This is a genomic window from Dinoroseobacter sp. S76 (assembly GCF_049801095.1).
In the GTDB taxonomy this organism is placed as follows: domain Bacteria; phylum Pseudomonadota; class Alphaproteobacteria; order Rhodobacterales; family Rhodobacteraceae; genus Dinoroseobacter.
Window position 1 is genome coordinate 655,043 of the sequence record NZ_JBNAGH010000002.1, and the last position, 16,281, is coordinate 671,323.

Genomic DNA, 16,281 nt, shown 5'->3' on the forward strand with positions numbered 1-16,281 from the left:
GGTGCCGTCTGCCAGCAGACGCAGATAAATGCGATGGCAGAGCTCAAGATGTTGCTGCAAGTGGTCATCGTTCTTCATACTGCAAGGGTATGAAAATCGCTGTGACCGGCCTAGCAGCCAACTTAAGCGCCACCATGATATGGCGGATACATCGATGCGGTGAACGGCTTCAGGCGCTCGCCTCGATGAGTGAGCGATACGTTGGCGCGATGGTTCGGTTGGTTTTGAAAGTCGAAGGTCGAAAACGCTGGCATCTGCCGTTCGAAGAACTGCGCATCACTCGCCCCCACTCGAAACACAATCTGATTGCCCACGTTCCCGATGATGGCGTCCCGCACTTCATTGTCGATTTGGGACAGATGTTGATGGGCCAAGATCAACCCAAGTCCATACTTACGGGCCTCAGATAGCATCCCGGCAAAGGTCTTGGTGGTGAGGTTATGAAACTCATCTACATAGAGGAAGAACGGACGTCGCGCTGTTTCTGGCAATCCATGACGGGTGAAGGTCGCTTGCATGATGCTTGAGGTGATCAAACCGCCCATAACGTTCGACACATCTGCTCCAAGGCGTCCTTTGGCTAGGTTCACAATCAGTATCTGCCCGCTATCCATGATTGAGCGAAAGCTTAGCGGTTCCGCTGGTTCGCATAACGTCGTTCGTACCGACGGATGTGCCAGGAAAGCCCCCAGCTTATTGGCAATTGGCGACACGCCGTCAGCGCTGGTTTGATAATTCAGTGCTGGAAATTCGTGCTTCCAAAAGAACCGCACTTGGGGGTTTGTCAGTGTCTCGGTAACTTGGCGACGATAACCCTTGTATACGAACAGGCGCATTAAATCGCGCAGGTCAGCTTGAGGTTGCTCCAGCAGTGCCAAAACAGCGTGCCGCAGCAAATGTTCCATCCGAGCACCCCAGGCATCCGGCCATTGCTTCTTGAATGTTTCGATCAGGCCGGATGCGACTAGCGGACGGTATGGCTCAGCGACGCGTTTGAGTGGGTTGTATCCAAGCGGACAAGCGGGGTCTGCCACGTCCCAGTAAAGGTGCGATGACGCGATGTGGTGATGCAAGCTCTCAACCAAGTCACCATGCGGATCGATGAGGCACAAACCATTACCAAATTTGGCATCCCGCCAAGCCAGGTTTTGCAAGAGTGTGGTCTTTCCAGTGCCGGTCTGGCCAATTGCATAGGTATGGAGCAACCGCTCACGAACCTCGGCCCCAAATGGTGCTGGGTCTTTATTCCGGCGGAATGCCAGTCCGATAATTGGAGTGCGCATCATCCAAGTATCGGGGATCTAGCTGACCCAACTAGCAGTCAAGGTATTCGGCATAATCTGAGCGCATAACTTGACCGCTTGTCGCCTTCCTTCAGCCCCGGCACAATACTCACAGATCGTTCTTACATCGCCCTCAGCGGAGCGTGCTGGACTGTCTCCTGCTCGCTCCATGCTGAAGGGAATGAACCATGGGAATTTTGCAAGAAGACGTGGCTGGTGACATTGGCTCAGTACCACGCTGCAAAGTATGCGGGTCGGAGCGGGTGGTGAGAAATGCCTGGGCCTATTGGAGTACAGATATTGGGTTGTGGGAACTAGAAACGACCCACGACCAGGCATTGTGTCAGAACTGCGAAGCTACCACTGAATTGGTTTGGTCATGTCAAGAGCTGCCGCCCAACCAACGTATCCGAGAGCTGAATGATCGTTTCCGCACCACCGGCCAAGGTTGTGGCTCCATCATGCTCACCTCAGGTATCCAAGAAATGGGCGGTGAATTCGCGGTCGCAGTGGTCAAAGCTGTGCGGGAGTTCGATGACTTCTCAGACGATAATGACCCTTCGGGCGAGCATGACTTCGGACCCATCGAAATGGAAGGCGAGAAGGTCTTATTCAAGATTGACTACTACGATCCGACGCTCCAGCAGGGGTCAGAGAACCCGACTAATGAAGGCTGTACGCTCCGCGTGCTGACGATCATGTTAGCTTCAGAATACCAAATCTGGCCGCCTTTACAGGGCGGCCATTTCTCGAGCCCGAATAGAAGATGACTATCAAGAAACTTGAGTTCCACCAGTATAATAACTGATGGTAGGATTGCCTATATCCTAGGTCTGATCAAGTAGCTTTCCCTGAGCAGCCTAAACTCAGAAAGAGCCTCTAGTAGTCTCGTTGCGTCAACGTAGTTGAGCCTATTTCCAAAGTACAGGTATCCGTCATTTTCACCAACCACTTGCTCACCCAGGCTTAGTTCAGGCGGACCAACCAGTTCGGAAACGTTATCAGGAACGCACTCTCTATCCACCTCATAGTACCCCTCAGACAACTCCACTGACGCTATCTTGGAAACCAACTCCAGAGCATCCGATTTCAACTGATCCCTAGAGCTTCTCGAAAACCGGACCTTTTGACCTTCAAAATGTCCTAACACGATTCTGTAATCCGCATTGTTGAAACGAGACAGAGCCGAGGACAAAGATAATAATGAGGGAAATTCTCTGGTGTTACGCAAAATAGTGCACGTATAGACAGAAAGCTGTACGGGATTGTAGAATCTCTTTACTGCCGGACCAACACTTACATTGTTCACGCCAACACTAGGGCTATTGTTTGGCCCACAATCTGCTACAGAACCATCGCTCGAAACCTCTAGTTCGGCTATTCGTGGAGGTAACAGAAATCCATATACAAAAACGTGCGGCGCCGGTTGAAAACTTCCAAATAAGTCGGCGTCAGATGCATCAATCGCTAAACTGGCAAGACTAATACCCCACGACGGGTCACCAACAACATATTTGAGAAGTGCCGCTTGATATCGAAAATCCATTCCAATATCTCTCGAAAATATCTTCGCACTTCTGTATTCTCGAGAGTAGAATTCAGCCAAATCTTCATACAAAACTATAGATCTAGCGAGTAACTCTTGGGCCAACGAAGCTGGATCTTCTACGCTTGTGGTAGAACCCCTTTCTTCACTCGAAAGTGGTAGAGGCCAACCTGAAGCGTCGATACTACGAAACGAATAGTCAGATAGATACTCTGCCAATGTGAGCTTGATTTCGGCCACGTAGTAAGGGTTGGACCTTTCAAGGCTTGCGTTAACTTCTGCCAAACTATCAAGTGATTCAATCATCTGAATTGGATCATGGAGATGTTGGAAGACAATTGATTTCAACTCACCCATTGCTGATGCCTGAGCCTCAGCAAGTATTGGGCCAACCGCTGGGATTGTTGCTCCTATGCTTGTAAGCGCTCTGAGACTCTCTCTTTGGTCTTCGCTGACCCAAAAATCCTCAACCGCTAAAGCTCTAATCCCTTCAGCAATATCAGACACATTGCCATTTGAGTTTGCTGATGCCTCAAGCAATCTAATGAGCGAGCTCAATGAAGAACTGCTCGCTTTGCATGACGCGTCTCGACTTTCATCCAGTTTTTCAATGGCATCGATAATAGACTGGCTTTGAGCTTGTGTAGGACTGATAAGGAAGAGTCCAAAAGCAATAGCTAGCGTCAATCTAACCACAAGCATCTCGTACACCGGTTAAGTTGATTGAAGCTTGAATTACTGGACGGTGTACTCCGCGCTCAGTAGGTGCCTGCCTATCGACAAGAAGGGTAAAAACGCGAACAACTTCGGCGTTCTGAACATTTCGTGTCCCGCCAGACTGAACAAGGGTTTGTTCGCCAGCTAGAAAAAGGGACAGTTCGTCATCTGTTGTTAACAGGACGTGGGGGATAAAAAAGACAATGGTCCTACCATTGTTTCGAATTGGCGATAAAATAATGTCTCTATCGGGCTCCCCGACATGACCAAATTTTACTGCTCGTACATCGCTATCCATTAGGATAGGGGGAGCATTACTTGGTCTGATATGTCTTTCCTCATAGTCCAACGCAGCTTTCCGGATTTCTAAAACTTGATCGGGGTCGGCTGATACCGTCATTATTGGCCTTTTCGCGCTCGCCAGATTTGTCTGGAAGTTCTCGCGGCCACAATCCACCGAGAGACGTAAATCTCTTGGGTAAAAAATCGATAAATCATAATCGATCTCTGTAGCAAAAACCGTACTCCTAGCAATGAGCATAAATATATAGAGCGCCGCCAGAGTGCCTACGAAAGCAATACCAGCGATCCGTGCACCATAACTCTCCGCAAACACCTGAGTTAGAATGAGAGCAAGGCCAGTTCCAAAGAACAATAATCCAAACAATCCAACCTGAGGCCGAGCTGCAGGATGTGGTCGCACGTATTCTTCAAAAATGGGAAAGTTAATGAACTGTTGCATTGCCAGGACGATGCCTACCAACATCAACAAGACACCCAACGAAAACCCGGCAAGTTTTAGCATCGCGGTCACCAACAACTGCAGCGAGACCAGCAGCCATGTTGACCACAGCAGGTCCCAACCACGCAGTTACTTGCTGCTATTTCTGCTTGGCCGTAGTCACGATTGATCTGGCACGGTGTCGATGGAAGACCCTGAAGAAGCAAAAATGGCGTCATTATCAGATACTTGAGCAATTCAATTCTCCTCATAATATAAACTGATGGTACACACCTTAAGTTATGTTGTGAAGAGGTTTAGTCGAAGGTAGCAGATCGAAAGCAAAGGTAAATTGGTGCTATTTGTCAAACCAGCGCGAACCCTTGCCAAATGGCCCAAACTGTCCCGCACTGAAAGAATTATGTTTCAAACGCGTATACTAGGTATCCAGCCTCGGCTGGTTCAGCCGCTCTCCGGGGCTTAGAAGCATCAGTCGCGAGATGTTGCTGAGCCCTGTTCTTTCGCATTTTAGAGACGAACACGCAGCGCGGAATGTTCGCTGGTGGCCGGACCCGTTAGGGGTCCGGTTCCACGCACCCGCGCTGCACGGTACGTTCGTCCTGCAAAACGCGATCCCGCCGAACCTATAACGTCAGACCATATCTTGCCTGCTAGAATCGGGTTCTTCGGCGACTTAGACTGAACATCCTCCCACCACGAGGATTATTCACTAAGTTCATATTATTCATGAGTTCTCAATTTGCCCTCGACTTGCGCTTGGCACGCAAGAAAGCGGGCTACACCCAAGATGATCTGGCACATCTTCTTGATACCCATCAGACGGTGGTCTCGCAGCTGGAGCACGGCAAGCGCCGCCCCAGTCTGATTGAGATCATCGACCTGTCGCTCGTCTATGGTCGGTCTTTCGAAAGCTTCTTTGCGGAGGTTATGGCCGAGCGGAAGAAACACTTATCAGTCCGGCTCTCAACGCTTCCGGCAACTGGTCGGAAAGCCATGAGCACCTTTAACCGTCCCGGCTCTCTCGCGCGCATGAAGCGTCGGTTGGCCGAGAGCCAAGATCATGGCAGCGCTTAGGGTCTTGTCGGTGGCCGTATCATCGGGCCGGGTCGGCTATGTGTTCCTCGAAGGTACTCAGTTGCTCGACTGGGCGGTGACCACAACCGTCTCGGGCAAAGCCACCGATCTCGTCGCCTTCGCCCAAGAGCTGATCAACACGCTCAAGCCCGATGTCGTGGTCACTGAGAAATGCGATGAAAACTGCCGCAAAGGCAGTCGCTCCCGGCGGCTCATCGCGTCCATCGCAGAACTAGCCAGCCACAACTACGTTCTCGATGTGCAGGTTGCTCGACCGCGCGTTTTCCAATCGAAGTATGAAGAGGCGGAAAGCGCGGTGAAGCGGCACCCTGACCTGATCGGGTACTTGCCTGAGAAGAAACGCCGCTTCTTCGAAACGGAGCCGCGCAACATGATTGTCTTCGAAGCTCTGGCTCTGGCCGAAGAAGTAATCAACGGCCCGCCAGATAAGCTGGCTGCAGCCATGGGATAGAATTCCACGAAACCGCCCGTTCCAACGGGGCGGTTTTGGTATGATCCGACGGCTGTTGATACACCCTCTTCATGTTTCTTTGCTCGCCCTGCTTCCCAAACTTCCTTTCCGATGCAATTTTGGATGCGCGATTCCCGCGCCGCGAGTGCCCGTGATTTCTTTTTGAAAGGTTTATTTGTGGAACTCTTGGTATTGATTTTTGTTCTGGTTACGGCGATTGCAGTTGCACTGCGGTTTCGCGGGAAGGTCGACGATAACACTTCACCTCCACCGATTGATCCTTGGGAGACTGCGCCCAAAAAACGAGCATCCTCTCCACGTCCGTTCGATCAAAAAACGTCACACAGTTTGGCGAAGCCACGCGAGATCAGCGGCCCGGCCCGGATTGTTGACGGCGATACCATCGTGATTAAGAAAACGCAGATACGGTTGTTTGGTATCGACGCTCCTGAACTTGATCATCCCTATGGACAGAAAGCCAAGTGAGCGCTGGTTGCGCTGTGCAAAGGCAAACACGTCCGGGCGGAAATCACCGACGAAGACGAGTATGGGCGCACGGTGGCCAAGTGTTTTCTTCCGGATGGTCGTGATCTGTCCGCCGAGATGGTCAAACAAGGGTTAGCAATCGACTGGCCGAAGTTCTCCGGCGGCATATACACATCGCTTGAGATCGCTGGGGTTAGAAGGAAACTCTGGCTGGCTGATGCCCGCCAAAAGGGACGTATGCATGTCTGGAAACAATATGAGAGCCACCAGGCCGCAAAAAAGTCTTAGGGCATTGCAGAACCGGTAGATTGGCGCGTTTGTACGGACTGCAATTGAATTGACACCAACATGCCTTCGATAGCAGCCTGCTTCCCACAGATATGGGAAGGGATAGTTTTATGCGTTCATACGAAGCCGCACGCGGCCTTTTTAGCTTTTTGGCAATCTGCAGCTGGGTCGTGATAATCGTCGGCGGGATTGTCGCCTTGGGTGGTATGTCAGCCGGATCGAGCTTTGGGCGCAACGCAGGCGCCATGCAGGCAGTCATGGGAACAGCGCCAGGGGTCATTCTAGCGATGCTCGGCTTCTTTGGTCTTGCTCTGGTGCAGATGGGACGTGCCAGCGTTGATAGTGCCGAATACGGACAACAATCACTGCAGGTCGCCCGAGAACAGCTGGAGGTTTCGCGGCAGTCGCTTCAACAGGGCAAGCAGCTAGCCGCATCATACGCTGCACAGGCGACGAAGGCACAGCCAGCAGCAATCGCTGCCACGAAAAACCAACCAGTCGATGAGCGCGCGTCCTATCGTGCCCGGGGCAAAGATGATGCCCAAGTTGCGCCCAGCGAAGCAGCAATATCCTTGCCTTCAGGGAACAAGCAAGCAGCCTTGCCGACACCTGGTATTGAAACACCGGTCGCCGAGCTCTTGGGTGACAAAGCCTCGATTGCTGGGCGCGATCTCATTCTAGAAGATGGCACGTACCGCTATGGCTCGATGAGCTTCGGTTCTCGCGAAAAAGCCGAGGCCTATTTCAGTCAAATGGGCGTCAACCCCAATGCGAAAGTGCAGTCGTCATGATCCCCATACACACCCCCACCCCCTGTGGGGGTCATGCCTGGGTACCAGCGCTGCGCATAGGTGCACATTGCGGAGCCTTTCTGGCAAAAACCCTTGCCTGACTTCATACGCATTTTGCGTATGAAGTTCGCTCGCGCGAACGGCGCTTCCTCTAGCGCCCTAGTACCGCCCACCCAAACATGTCCGGAAGTGCACCCATGCGAGTCAGCCTGAAACACAGTACCGTGCAGCGGGGCCTGTTGTTCAAGAAAACCTTCTACCAAGTCGCCTGCACGGTTCTCTTTTCCCATGAAGAAATTCAAATTCTGAGACAGAGAAATCTTCTGAAGACCAAGCTGATTGATCGTCGCCCAGCAACAGCCAAGGTTGATGACCGTGACGAGAAGTTCGAGCTGCTGATCAATGATCTGACTAATGGAAAAACCGACCGATTTCTGTTGGCAAATCCATCCTCTGCCAAGCTCTATGAAGAGACCCTGCTGGATGCGTTGCAGCAGCTCAAACTCTGGATCAACGACAATGCTGAGCTGGCTGATGATCTGGTGGTTGAGTTCTGATGGGCCGTGACTTTGGCGATCTGTTTGGCAGTGTTTTCGGGGCGGCGATCATCGTCGTCGGCTTGCTGATCGCGGCGGCGGTCCTCACCCCACTCTTCCTGATCGGCATTGCCACCTATGTCGGCATTCGCCTCTACCTTGAGAGTCCAGCGCGGCTGGAGCGTTTGGCGCGCGAAGAAACCATGCGGCTTTATCAGCACGCGATGGCCGGGCGGGTCAGTTTGAGCGAGGCGGAGATCGAAACGGCGCTGGCCTCGCATTGGCCAACCGGCACCCCTGACGCGTTGCGGGTGCAGCTGTTTGAAGTGGGGCGTGCGCTGTTTGAGACGGAGGGTTTGTCGCCGGATATCCCGCCACCACCCGAACTCTGCAACACCGTTGAGGGCGGACGATACCGCGATCTGCTGGCCCAGCAAGGACAGGCGCGCAATGACCGGCAGATGCTGATCTCGGCGCTTAATGTGATCAGCCAGGCGCTGGCTCCGGTGGCGCAGGCCGCGCCGCCCATGGAGGGAGATGTGCTGGTCGGTATTGAGCAATTTCTAAAACCACTTGGCCCGACCATCGACCAGATTGTGTCGCCGTTCTTTCAGGACACCGGATACAACCACTTCAAACCGCTGCGCGATCAGCTGGATCGAAATCTGCGCCAGACCCACCGCACCAATCCCATCTACCCCACCAAATACAAAGGCGATGACGTGGTGGAAACCTATCTCAAGGGCACGCTGCTGACCGAGCTCTTCAAACTAAAGACGCCCTTTGCGATCCCGGATGAGCTGCGATTTGAGCACATGCATATTGTGGCGGGCAGCGGACATGGCAAAACCCAAACACTGCAATACTTGGATTGCCGAAGACCTGCCAGATGTGGCTGAGAAAAAGAAATCCGTGGTCGTGATCGACAGCCAGGGCGACCTGATCCGCACCATCCTCTCGGCACGACAACTGCCACCGGAGCAGATTGTGCTAATCGATCCCGAAGATATCGCCTTTCCGGTCTGTCTCAATCTTTTTTCGGCGGGGATGGAGCGACTCGACAGCTATTCGCCTTTGGAAAGAGAGCGCCTCACCAACTCGATCATCGAGCTCTATGACTTCGTGCTGGGCTCGCTTCTATCGGCTGGCATGACCGCCAAGCAAAGCGTGGTCTTCCGCTATGTCACGCGGCTGATGTTCCATATCCCCGACGCCACCATCCACACGCTGCAAGACTTGTTGGAGCCGGGCGGCACCGAGAAATACGCACAACACATCGCCAAGCTAGAGGGCACCCCGCGCCGGTTCTTTGAAACCGAGTTCGACAGCAAGGAGTTCAACGCCACCAAGACGCAGGTGCTGCGCCGCCTCTATGGAGTGCTCGAAAATCAAACCTTCGAGCGGATGTTCTCGAACCCACGGTCGAAGTTCGACATGTTCACCGAGCTGAATGCGGGCAAGCTGATCCTGATCAACACCAGCAAGTCACTTCTCAAGGAACAGGGCACGGAAATTTTCGGGCGCTTTTTCATCGCACTAATCACACAGGCCGCGCAGGAACGCGCCACCATCCCGGATTGGGAACGTTTGCCCGCCCACGTCTACATCGACGAGGCGCAGGATTACTTCGACGCCAATATCGGCGTTATCTTGAGCCAGGCGCGCAAATACCGCGTCGGCCTCACCATGGCACACCAGTTTCTGGGGCAGTTGTCCTCGGGCCTGCCCGACGCGATGGAGGCGAACACGTCGATCAAACTGGCCGGTGGTGTTTCGGCCAAGGATGCGCGAGCGTTGGCAAGCCAAATGAGCGCGGATGCCGAGATTATCCAGCGCCAGCCCAAGGGCACATTCGCCACCTTCCTGCGCGGACTGACCGACAAAGCGGTGCCAATCGCGTTCCCATTCTTTGTTTTGGAGAAGTTTCCGAAGACCACAAAAGAAGAGGGTGAAGCCATCGTGCAACACAGCCGCAACGCCTATGCCGAACCATGGCAACCCACACCCTCTCATAGCAAACCAGAGCCAGAAGAACCGGAAATCATCCCGCCAAAAAATGACGATGATGACCCGGATGGGCTTTCTCCGGAGCTCTGATATCCGCGACACTGTGGGCCATGACCCGTTCCAAAGCCAAAGTTTCAGCCGACTTGCGCCCCACCGCCCGAGAACTCCGCTTCATGGCCCATATCGACCGCCACGGCCCACAGAGCAGCAAATTTTTGCATGAACTGACCCGAGGCACGCATCGTTGCAAAGACACGGCCCTGCGCCGCATGCAGGCGCTGAGGGAAGCTGGATACTTGCGACTACCCAAGCAACAAGAGCAAATTGCTAAGGCAGACTTCAATCCCAACGTATATGACCTGACAGCCGAGGGGTTCGAATATCTCTCATACCACCAGCCGCTCGAACGGCACGCCCGGCCAACTGGTCACTGGTGGCATGGGTTCTGGGTGTCTTCGGTCTCGAGCGCGATTGAGATCAGCGCCACCCGTGCTGGGTTTGACTATATCCCCGCCGCCCGCATTCTGGCGATCAAAGGTGCGCCGATGGCTATTCCCCTGGCGAAAGGATCACTAGTTCCAGACCAGCTCTTTGCGATCAAGTATCCGGGAGGCTATCGGGTGTATGCGCTGGAGGTTGACCGAGGCACCGAGCCAGTGCGGTCTAAGGCTGCGCGGAAGTCACTAGAACGATCAGCGACCCAATATGGCGAAGTGCTGCGTGGCAAACTGCATCAGCGGCACTTCGGATTGCAGAGCGGCCTTTCGGTCTTCTCCGTCTTTATGAGCCAAGCGCGGCAGCAACAGTTTTTGGAACTGGCGGGCGACAATCACGCCCACCACATCACAGCGTTTTGTCAGCCTGGGTTTCCAACATGGGCAGAAGCGAAGGACGTAGTTGGCCTCCTGCTCTGCCGCTAATCTATCGCGTTCTCCGCTCGGAGAATCCGCCGTTCTTCCTCTGTCCGTGGCGCTATAGCGATAAACTCATCGCCAGACAGCCATGGCAAATCCAGCTGGGCTAGCACTCGATTGCCGTACACGCCAGATAGCAATGCGATCCCTTCTATTCGGAGCACATCGCGCGCCCCTTGATTGCCACGTAAGCGCTTCATGGGGTCTTTCTGATCAAACAAAAGCGCTTCGGCCACCTCGCGCGGCACCACCGTTCTCAAGTTTTGACGAAAGAACTCCGCAGCTCTAGCCGTTCCAGGTTGCAATTTTCTAAGTTCACGAAACGCCGCCATCTCAAACGCGCGCCAGACGGACGGCGGATATTCCACACCTTCAACCAGCCATAAGACATGCTCGACCGCTCCAGACTTCACCCCGCGCTTACCATCGCGATTGGGCGCATTCAGATACGCTTCACGCGCTAACATGACACCCATCCAGCAACGACTCTCTTCTTCCTTGGAGTTGATCACCAGGCATGGGCCTTCGTCGCGATAGGTCTCGGGTGGAATCATCCAACTGTTGTCGAGTGTGTTCTTAATATCCACGTCCCGATTGCCGATCACCAGGTCGCGGATTCCCTTGGGCGCACCCAAGAAATCACGAACGTAGTGCTCGATCTTGAGGCCTACAAACGTCTTTTCGACATTATCGAGCTCACGAAGCTCAGTTCGCCCTGTGCGGATGGGATCAAGGACAAAATCAATGGCATCGCGAACGGCGTGTGGAAAGGCCGCTTGGATAACTGATTGCCCGCCCGCGATATCAAGCAAGCCCAACCGTATCCGGTCCAACTCGTCAAAGTCAGGATGCCCAGGAACAACAACTGACGGCAGCATCTTCATGCTGCATCATTGCCGGGAACAAGACTTAAAGTGGAGTCTAAATGTTTGAAAAGGCCGGCGTTTCTAGCGTGCTACGCCACCGCGTAGAGCGTACGCGCCGACAATGCGGCGTGCAGCTGTTCTCCAACCGCTTTTGCCACTGGTGGTGGAAACGCATTCCCCACCTGGCGATAGGCGTTTGTCTTGGCTCCGGTGAAATGCCAGCTATCCGGAAAGCCTTGCAGTTTGGCAACCATAGGTACGGTAAGGCGTGGCATACCCACATGATCCGGACCGGGTGCTTCTGGTGCAATGGTCCGGCCCTCAACGCCGAGTGAGGCCCAAGCTTTTCTGGCGCGGGTGGGGCCAAGGTCGGGACCGCCATGTTTCTTGCTTCCACCGACAACGGTCGGCGCAATCTCGTTTGCTTGCTTTACCCAAGCCTCAACACCGGGCCAGCCGTTCTCTGCCATCATTCGCTTCAGGGTTTGGCCGACTGTCTTGGGTTTCCGCTTAGCGTGCTCCGGCCAGGTAAAGTGCTCAATCCGGCTTTCTTCTATCGCCATGATCACGACGCGCGGGCGCAACTGCGGCACGCCAAAATCGGAAGCGTTCAAGAGTTTGGGTTCGGAATGATACCCAAGTTTCTTGAGCTGAGCTTTCAGATGCAAACGGTAGTCTTCGAACACCGCATCTAGAAAACCGCGCACGTTCTCAAACATGATCGCGCGTGGGCGCATGACATCGATGATATCAATGGCGTCGTCGAAGAGGTTTCGTTCATCTGCTTGACCAAGCTGCTTGCCTGCCTTCGAGAATGGCGGGCATGGCAAACCACCCGCCAACAGGTCGACACCCTGGTATGCGTCAGCGTCAGCTTTGAAGAGACGCATGTCCTCCTCCAGCACTGTCCACTTCGGGCGGTTGTGCCGGAGCGTGTTGCAGCAGTGCTTGTCAATCTCGACCAAAGCTTGATGCTGAAACTTTGCTTTCGCGAGGCCAAGCGCTTGGCCACCGGCTCCGGCACACAGTTCTAAAGATGTCAGCATGCAGCGTGTCCTCCTGACGGCAATACAACAGGTTGCGGATTCCCGTGCAATGGAATTTAATCTAAGGAGAAGTTGTTCACAATATGTTCTCAGGCCGGAAGTGAGCTAGTAGAGTCGTCGAAGCTCAGTTTCGTAAGCTCGCAAGCCGATCAAAACCTCTTCAAAACGAGACGTGACGACTGACGGTGCTTCGATGGTCTGCGTTACGCCCTTTAGATAGGTATGGGCAAGCTTGTTTCGCTCAACGATGAGTTCGTCGAGGTTTCGCTTCAACCTATCACGTGTCATGGCGCTGATTTTTGCTTCAACTGCTTCCAGCCCCACCGCACCGATGCAGCCGACAAGTGCCTTCCGAAAGCCGTTTTCGAAGCTGAAGCCATGAATCTGCTTTAGCGCACGGGTGCCTGACGACCGGATTTCACCAGGCCTAGTTTTTCTTATGAGAACACGCTCAACTAGGTCATCTATCGACATTTCGATCCAGCCGCACAGTTCAATCGTAGCCAATTTGGAGTACATCAATGACTCCAAGGGATGGTTGTGACTGGCGAACTTTCTGCTTATTCGAGCAAGATTCTTTCGAATTGCTGTTTCTGAAATCATTAGTTTGCGAAAATTTTCTTTGCCTCTGTCATTCGATTGGTAACCTTGTCCTTTTTCGACAAGCCTTCGGCGACTCCCTCATCTCTGAAATGCTCCGATGCTCGAAGATCAGCGTACCTATTTTTCAGGTCTTGCGCCGATAGCTCTTCCACGTGATCAATATTCCTAGCTATACCGACAAGCAAGGCTTCCATGACAGCCGTTGGTATCCTTTCGACCTTCTCGTCCGCACCGACACCTTCAAAAATCTTTGAATTAACTTGGTAGACAGTACGCGTAAAAATCGCTTTCTTTGCATCGACAAACTCTCCACTGGGATTGCGATTGTCATGCATATAGTCATTTAGGAATTTTCCAACCTGCCCACCATATTTTTCCTCGCGCTCTAGGAAAGCAAAAAACCTCAAAATCAGCTCTTGCTTGACGTATCGGTAGTTCTTCCCCGCATCCATGTTATTGACCCTCCTCCAGTCTTGATTCTGATCAAGATCACGCAATAGTTGGTTTAACACTCCGCCGTAGATGCAGTTTCGAATTTCCTGATTATTTAGTTTTGCACCACCCGAATTTAGGCGGTGAAAGATTGTAAATAGATACTCGAGATGATTCTTTTTTGAAGTATCACAACGCAGAACAGTAATTGGCAACGTTTTGTTCTGAACGCGGTCGAAGAGCTTTCTTAGATCACCCTTCGAATCCTTAAAAGTAGCGGACAGTTTGCCTCCGATTCGTTGATCAATATCATCTAAGCGAGAGAGTCGCCAATCTCCCCCTGCCAGAAATTTCTTGATGGCAGTCATTCTTTGCAGGCCATCAATTACAATCCATTCATCCTTATTGTAGTCCAGCGCGAAGCACATACTCGGAATAGGCAGCTGCTTTATTAGAGAGTCAATAAAGCGCGTTTGGTCAGAAGATTGCCATACAACGTCCCGCTGGAAATCCGGCTGTAGGTCTATGACACCTTCATGCTCCATGCGGGCCAGGTCGGCGCAGGATCGCAATTCGTTAAAGGCGACGATGTCCTTTGGTGGCGACTCATTAAAGTCGTCTTCCATAAACTCTGGGTCTTTTAGCTCAACAATTTCGTCTTCCAAATTTCTGCTCTCTTTTTTGTGTTCTTTAGATTTTGCAAACGGATGGCCGGGTTTGCAACCCCGGCCACCCAGCTCCTGAAATCAGGAGTGTCGGTTTGGTTCTTCTCGTTGCGCCAAGCGTTCTTGAAGCCAGTCCAGCACTTCACTCTCAACCCAGCCCACCCGGTTCGGGCCCAGCGGTACCCGCTTGGGGAATTGGCCTGCCTTCTCCAGCCGGGCTATGTGTTGCGGTGAGTACAGAACAAGCTCCTTCACCTGACGTTTTGAAAGTATCCTCATCACGATGTTCTCCATGATTGGAGAGCAACGCGATGCCCTCAGGTTTCGACAAGTCTCCCGAGAGGCACAGAGGGTACTCAGTAAAAGGCAAATCTGGCAAGAGCTACAGATTTTTCATGATCAACCGCAATCAACCAGACTGTCTATATAGTTGTCGTATTCGATCATCGCGGCCTGCATCTCTTCAAAGTACGAGTGCCGGTTGTACACTGCAGCGACACCGCTGATTGTCCCTGAAACATGGTTCAGAAGCTTTTCCGTTACGTGGATTGGCGTGCCGATCTTCGCGTGTGTAGTTGCGAACGTCCGCCTGAGATCATGCAGCGTGTACGACCCAACACCTTCTAATCCCTCATCGAAGCGGGCTTTGTGCCATGCATACGTTGTGAACGGTTTCTCAAAATCGGTTGCCGCTGGAAACAGCAAGTCTCCAGTATCTGGCAGCGCATCCATGACGGCCTGAGCCATGGGTGATAGAGGAAACCGATGCTCTCGCTTGTTCTTTGCAAATCCTTCAGGAAAAGTCACCGAGTTACCTGTGATCCATGAGCGGCGCATTTGCCCGACTTCCGTCCGGCGTTGCCCTGTCAGCAGAAGCAGCTGAACAATTGGTCCGAATGGAAATGGAGTTTCCTGCGCTCGATGATAGACACGCTGGAGCTCTTCGTCTGTCAGCACACGGTTTCGCTCAACGGTCTTTTGCTTCATGGGCGGAACAACCGAATGCTCAATGAGACCGTGGCGCACGCACCAGTTCATCATCGTTCTGATCGCAACAAAAGCATGAGACTGTTCGGAAGGTGTGGCCGACAGGCTAGAAATCACTTTCATGACCTGCTTGCGTTCGACCGACTGCACATTACCGCTGAAGTTGAAGTGTCGGTCTAAGAGGCGCTTGTAGTCATTGAACGTGCGGGGCTTGTTTCGGCGCTGGCTGTCTTCGAGGAAGCGTGCCTTCGCATCTGCGAACGAAACTGGTGCGGACTGCGTTGAAAGTAGTCCGTCTCCCGCCAGAGCGCTTGCCGCTAACAATTGCTTGGCCTGTTTTCTCGCATCAGCCAATGAAAGGTCTGGATACCTCCCCAACGTTTTGCGGCGGCGTTTCTCCCCAAGCAACACGATGTATGACTTGCTCCGTGTCGAACAGCGGACACCAAAGTTCGGCGTCAATTCATCCCAGTATGTCACCTGCCCATTCTCGGACAGTGGAAGCTTCCGGACGGCTAGATCAGTCAGGCGGGTACGCATCTTAGGCTCATTTTAGGCTCAAAAATCGTAGGCGTTTGGGTGTTCTGCTATGTTCAACTATACACGGATTTTTTCTGTATTTCTATATTTTTCATGCACTTCTGAGAAGTCATGTTCAGCCATGATGGTAATACAGTACGGATTGCAAATCCGTGTACACCGGTTCGATTCCGGTACTCGCCTCCAAATCTCTCCGCTTCTCAGACAGTCAGGTTGCTCTGCGATCTGTGGCAGTGCACAGAAGAGTGGCCTACCCGGCACGTTCCAAGCCTTCAATTTCACTGCG

General features: G+C 52.8%; 19 protein-coding genes and 1 tRNA gene. 11 read left to right on the forward strand and 9 right to left on the reverse strand.

Features of this window, described 5'->3' with window-relative positions; translation table 11 throughout:
• Positions 1–122 precede the first annotated feature (122 nt).
• Positions 123–1,286, reverse strand: a complete 1,164-nt coding sequence (locus ACP153_RS08955) for a type IV secretory system conjugative DNA transfer family protein (RefSeq protein ID WP_424970632.1) — start codon at positions 1,284–1,286, stop codon at positions 123–125.
• A 185-nt stretch (positions 1,287–1,471) separates the two neighbouring features.
• Between ACP153_RS08955 and ACP153_RS08960 the strand changes: the two genes are divergently transcribed.
• The gene (locus tag ACP153_RS08960; protein ID WP_424970633.1) at positions 1,472–2,053 is read left to right on the forward strand and encodes a DUF3768 domain-containing protein; all 582 of its coding nucleotides are present in this window, start codon (positions 1,472–1,474) and stop codon (positions 2,051–2,053) included.
• 50 nt (positions 2,054–2,103) lie between these two features.
• On the opposite strand, the gene ACP153_RS08965 is transcribed toward ACP153_RS08960, so the two are convergent.
• Complete coding sequence (locus ACP153_RS08965) at positions 2,104–3,540, reverse strand: hypothetical protein (RefSeq protein WP_424970634.1); 1,437 nt, start codon at positions 3,538–3,540, stop codon at positions 2,104–2,106.
• The gene (locus tag ACP153_RS08970) at positions 3,518–4,360 is read right to left on the reverse strand and encodes a hypothetical protein (protein WP_424970635.1); all 843 of its coding nucleotides are present in this window, start codon (positions 4,358–4,360) and stop codon (positions 3,518–3,520) included. Before ACP153_RS08970 ends, ACP153_RS08965 begins: the two co-directional genes overlap by 23 nt.
• 654 nt (positions 4,361–5,014) lie before the next feature.
• Between ACP153_RS08970 and ACP153_RS08975 the strand changes: the two genes are divergently transcribed.
• The 9 genes from ACP153_RS08975 (at position 5,015) to ACP153_RS09015 (ending at position 10,862) form a co-directional block, all read left to right on the forward strand.
• On the forward strand, positions 5,015–5,362 hold the full coding sequence (locus ACP153_RS08975; protein ID WP_424970636.1) for a helix-turn-helix transcriptional regulator: 348 nt from the start codon (positions 5,015–5,017) through the stop codon (positions 5,360–5,362).
• The gene (locus tag ACP153_RS08980) at positions 5,349–5,834 is read left to right on the forward strand and encodes a hypothetical protein (RefSeq protein ID WP_424970637.1); all 486 of its coding nucleotides are present in this window, start codon (positions 5,349–5,351) and stop codon (positions 5,832–5,834) included. Before ACP153_RS08975 ends, ACP153_RS08980 begins: the two co-directional genes overlap by 14 nt.
• Positions 5,835–5,957: 123 nt before the next feature.
• Positions 5,958–6,320: a thermonuclease family protein gene (locus ACP153_RS08985; RefSeq protein ID WP_424970638.1), complete on the forward strand. Its 363-nt coding sequence runs from the start codon at positions 5,958–5,960 to the stop codon at positions 6,318–6,320.
• A 12-nt stretch (positions 6,321–6,332) separates the two neighbouring features.
• Positions 6,333–6,608, forward strand: a complete 276-nt coding sequence (locus ACP153_RS08990; protein ID WP_424970772.1) for a thermonuclease family protein — start codon at positions 6,333–6,335, stop codon at positions 6,606–6,608.
• Between the two features lie 110 nt (positions 6,609–6,718).
• Positions 6,719–7,399 (forward strand): hypothetical protein, encoded by a 681-nt coding sequence (locus ACP153_RS08995; protein ID WP_424970639.1) that lies wholly within the window; start codon positions 6,719–6,721, stop codon positions 7,397–7,399.
• A gap of 197 nt (positions 7,400–7,596) precedes the next feature.
• Positions 7,597–7,956: a hypothetical protein gene (locus ACP153_RS09000; protein ID WP_424970640.1), complete on the forward strand. Its 360-nt coding sequence runs from the start codon at positions 7,597–7,599 to the stop codon at positions 7,954–7,956.
• Positions 7,956–8,834, forward strand: coding sequence for a hypothetical protein (locus tag ACP153_RS09005; protein ID WP_424970641.1), 879 nt, complete (start codon positions 7,956–7,958; stop codon positions 8,832–8,834). Before ACP153_RS09000 ends, ACP153_RS09005 begins: the two co-directional genes overlap by 1 nt.
• Entirely contained in the window at positions 8,776–10,032 is a 1,257-nt protein-coding gene (locus ACP153_RS09010; RefSeq protein WP_424970642.1) for a hypothetical protein, read from the forward strand. Before ACP153_RS09005 ends, ACP153_RS09010 begins: the two co-directional genes overlap by 59 nt.
• Positions 10,033–10,115: 83 nt before the next feature.
• Positions 10,116–10,862, forward strand: coding sequence for a replication-relaxation family protein (locus ACP153_RS09015; RefSeq protein ID WP_424970643.1), 747 nt, complete (start codon positions 10,116–10,118; stop codon positions 10,860–10,862).
• On the opposite strand, the gene ACP153_RS09020 is transcribed toward ACP153_RS09015, so the two are convergent.
• The 6 genes from ACP153_RS09020 to ACP153_RS09045 form a co-directional block, all read right to left on the reverse strand.
• Positions 10,859–11,740 (reverse strand): NaeI family type II restriction endonuclease, encoded by an 882-nt coding sequence (locus ACP153_RS09020; RefSeq protein WP_424970644.1) that lies wholly within the window; start codon positions 11,738–11,740, stop codon positions 10,859–10,861. The two genes, ACP153_RS09015 and ACP153_RS09020, sit on opposite strands and share 4 nt — an antisense overlap.
• Before the next feature lie 71 nt (positions 11,741–11,811).
• On the reverse strand, positions 11,812–12,768 hold the full coding sequence (locus tag ACP153_RS09025; RefSeq protein ID WP_424970645.1) for a DNA cytosine methyltransferase: 957 nt from the start codon (positions 12,766–12,768) through the stop codon (positions 11,812–11,814).
• A gap of 105 nt (positions 12,769–12,873) precedes the next feature.
• The gene (locus ACP153_RS09030; RefSeq protein ID WP_424970646.1) at positions 12,874–13,287 is read right to left on the reverse strand and encodes a hypothetical protein; all 414 of its coding nucleotides are present in this window, start codon (positions 13,285–13,287) and stop codon (positions 12,874–12,876) included.
• Between the two features lie 83 nt (positions 13,288–13,370).
• A complete protein-coding gene (locus tag ACP153_RS09035; RefSeq protein ID WP_424970647.1) occupies positions 13,371–14,468 on the reverse strand; it encodes a DUF262 domain-containing protein in 1,098 nt (365 codons plus the stop codon).
• 81 nt (positions 14,469–14,549) lie between these two features.
• Positions 14,550–14,762 (reverse strand): helix-turn-helix transcriptional regulator, encoded by a 213-nt coding sequence (locus ACP153_RS09040; RefSeq protein WP_299882259.1) that lies wholly within the window; start codon positions 14,760–14,762, stop codon positions 14,550–14,552.
• Positions 14,763–14,867: 105 nt separating this feature from the next.
• On the reverse strand, positions 14,868–15,995 hold the full coding sequence (locus ACP153_RS09045) for a tyrosine-type recombinase/integrase (RefSeq protein ID WP_424970648.1): 1,128 nt from the start codon (positions 15,993–15,995) through the stop codon (positions 14,868–14,870).
• 112 nt (positions 15,996–16,107) lie between these two features.
• On the opposite strand from ACP153_RS09045, the gene ACP153_RS09050 reads away from it, so the two are divergent.
• Positions 16,108–16,181 (forward strand) — tRNA-Cys (locus ACP153_RS09050).
• Positions 16,182–16,281: the final 100 nt, after the last annotated feature.